At 42.5% G+C, this 2,826-nt stretch carries 3 protein-coding genes; 1 reads left to right on the top strand and 2 read right to left on the bottom strand.

Features of this window, described 5'->3' with window-relative positions; translation table 11 throughout:
• Window positions 1–52: 52 nt before the first annotated feature.
• On the bottom strand, window positions 53–589 hold the full coding sequence (gene ilvN / locus AB7U36_RS21835; protein ID WP_428161709.1) for an acetolactate synthase small subunit: 537 nt from the start codon (window positions 587–589) through the stop codon (window positions 53–55).
• 19 nt (window positions 590–608) lie between these two features.
• Window positions 609–2,309: a biosynthetic-type acetolactate synthase large subunit gene (gene ilvB, locus AB7U36_RS21830; protein WP_428161708.1), complete on the bottom strand. Its 1,701-nt coding sequence runs from the start codon at window positions 2,307–2,309 to the stop codon at window positions 609–611.
• 153 nt (window positions 2,310–2,462) lie between these two features.
• Here ilvB and AB7U36_RS21825 point away from each other — a divergent pair, with 153 nt between their 5' ends.
• Window positions 2,463–2,705 (top strand): hypothetical protein, encoded by a 243-nt coding sequence (locus tag AB7U36_RS21825; RefSeq protein ID WP_428161707.1) that lies wholly within the window; start codon window positions 2,463–2,465, stop codon window positions 2,703–2,705.
• The last annotated feature ends 121 nt before the right edge of the window (window positions 2,706–2,826 follow it).

Here is a 2,826-nt window from a genome sequence, read left to right as displayed (position 1 = left end):
TTGTTTTTTAAGCCAGGATCTTATCTGCAGATGCGAGGAAATCAATTCGATTCTATTCTTTCACATATTCATTCACAGGCAAATCATTCAAATAGGTCGATAGTTCTTTTCGTTGATTTGTGATGCAGATACGGCCTGACCGTACAAACTGCAGGATATTATAGGGTTTCAGCACCTCATACAGTTTGCCGGTATCCTCCACATGTCCTGTTTTTTCAATAATTACAAAATCTTTTTGCACATCAACCAGACTGGCATTGTATTCCCGCAATACCTGTTCAATGTTTTTTTCAATGGCACTTTGTATCGGTATTTTATACAAAGCAATTTCCCGGTAAACAATTTCCTCGTTTACATAATATTCTGCCCTGATCACTTCGGGAAGTTTTTCAATCTGTCTGGTTACTTTTTCCACCCGTTCCTTTGTTTCTTCAATGGTTATGTTAAACCGGTGAATGCCCTTTATCTCAGTGGATGAAACCGTAAGGCTTTCAATATTGATGTACCTGCGGGTAAAGATAATGGTAATCCGGTTAAGCAGGCCGATATGGTGTTCCGAGAAAACAACGATGGTAAATAATTCTTTCATAAAAAAACGGTTTTAAAAATTAGGGTTCCAGTACAATTTCATCAACAGCCCTGCCCGGATATATCATGGGAAAGACATTGGACTCTTTTTCTATCCTGACTTCAAGAAGGTAAGGACCCTTATGCTGTAACATTCTATCCAGGGCATCATTTAATTGTTCTCTTTCTGATACCAATGCCCCTTCAATACCAAACGATTTTGCCAATAAGGGAAAATCAGGTGTTACCATGTTTGTTTCGGCATAGCGCCTGTCATTGAACAATTGCTGCCATTGCCTTACCATGCCTAAAAAGTTATTGTTAAGAATTACCATCTTAACAGGCAGGTTGTATTGCGCAATCGTGCCCAATTCCTGCGAAGTCATTTGAAAACCCCCATCGCCGCTGAAGAGGAGCACCGTTTTGTCGGGGCGGCCTACCTGTGCCCCCACCGCTGCCGGCAAGCCAAACCCCATGGTGCCGAGGCCACCGGAGGTTATGAAAGAGTTCGCATTTTTGTATGAATAATACCTGGCGGCCATCATCTGGTTTTGGCCGACATCGGTTACCACGATGGCATCCCGGTTTGTTTTTGCCGAGAGAAGGCGGATAATTTCCCCTGCTCTTAACTTGCCTTTTTCGGGAAAACACTCCTTTCCGATCACTTTTTCTTCTTCAATCCTGTTCAAAACGGCAAACCGCTCAAGCCACCTTTTATCGGTTCTATCGTTCACAGCAGGGATTATTTGGGTAAGGAAATCCTTTATGTCGGCATGAATGGCCAAGGTAGCCTTTACGTTTTTGTTCAGCTCCGCTTTGTCGATATCAATATGAATCACACGGGCATTTTTCGCATAACTTTTCAGATCGCCTGTAACACGATCGTCAAATCGCATCCCCATGGCAAGAATCAAATCGGCCTCATTGGTCAGCATATTGGGGGCATAATTGCCATGCATCCCCACCATTCCGACATAATGGGTATTGTTTTCATCGATAGCGGTCTTACCCAGTAGAGTAACCGCTACCGGCATATCGGTTTTATCAATAAAAACCTTCAGTTCGTTTACCGCATTGGCAAGCAATATCCCATGACCGGCCAGCACCAGCGGTTTTGATGAAAGGCTGATCAATTCGAGTGCTGCTTTGATATCCGCCGGTTTTAATTCAGGTTTTGGGGTATAAGACCTGACCGATTTGATCCGCTTGTAATTAAATTCAGTCAATCCGGTTTGGGCATCTTTGGTGATATCAATTAAAACAGGACCCGGCCTTCCCGTAGTGGCAAAATAAAATGCCTTTGCCATGGCGTCGGGTATCTCTTCGGCAGAGGTTATCTGATAATTCCACTTGGTGACGGGCATGGACAAGCTTACCATATCTGTTTCCTGAAAAGCATCGGAACCCAAGAGGTCGGAAGATACCTGTGCCGTAATAAAAATCATCGGAATAGAATCGAGGTTCGCATTGGCAATACCGGTAATTAAATTGGTCGCTCCCGGCCCGGATGTGGCAAAACAGACACCCGGTTTACCTGTTACCTGTGAATAGGCCTGTGCTGCATGTGCTGCTCCCTGCTCGTGCCTGACCAAAATATGTTTTAACTCATGGTACCTGTCAAATAACTTATCATACAAGGGCATGATGGCCCCGCCCGGATACCCAAAAATAGTATCAATGTTTTCTTTGATAAGGGATAATAATAAGGCTTCTGACCCGCTTATTTTTGTAATTTCATCCATATGAGACTGTATTTCTGCAATGATATACGGGTCCGATTCCAAGTTCCCGTTTAAATAATCTTCAATAAGGTTTTTGGGAGTAGCAATCGGTATCCCGACGAAAATGTTAATTTTTAGCGGTTGAAATAACTTTATCACGCTCTTTTCGATCCGATGGACAATGATATCGGTAATGCCCATCCTCTCAATCCATTTGATAATGCCCGCTGTTCCTTTTTCGGGTGGTATTTCAATCTCTTCACTGCGAACAAGCCCGTGATCAATCAAAAACAACTCATAATGATCGCATTGCCCGAAATTTGGGCTGAGCAGACCATTCGTAACCGGTATGGCAATTTTATTCATCCTGATATCTTTTACAGTACAAAGTTACCTGTCGATGAAACAGGAAAATAAAAATGCAATAGGGTATATTTCATGGGAAAGGTTATAATATGATAACGACTGAACTGTAATATTTCAATTATATTTCAATTTAAGTTGAGGCTGCTTAAGAAAAAACCGAAAAGGGGAATCT

It is taken from the genome of Desulfobacter sp. (assembly GCF_050177295.1).
The sequence above is the reverse complement of the archived record's forward strand: the minus strand, read 5'-3'. Positions and strand labels throughout refer to the sequence as shown.

What these genes read in the sequence shown, in the direction of transcription:
- ilvN (WP_428161709.1), bottom strand. Translation starts at nt 589, where the DNA reads ATGAAAGAATTATTTACCATCGTTGTTTTCTCGGAACACCATATCGGC.
- ilvB (WP_428161708.1), bottom strand. Translation starts at nt 2,309, where the DNA reads ATGGATGAAATTACAAAAATAAGCGGGTCAGAAGCCTTATTATTATCC.
- AB7U36_RS21825 (WP_428161707.1), top strand. Translation starts at nt 2,463, where the DNA reads ATGGACAATGATATCGGTAATGCCCATCCTCTCAATCCATTTGATAAT.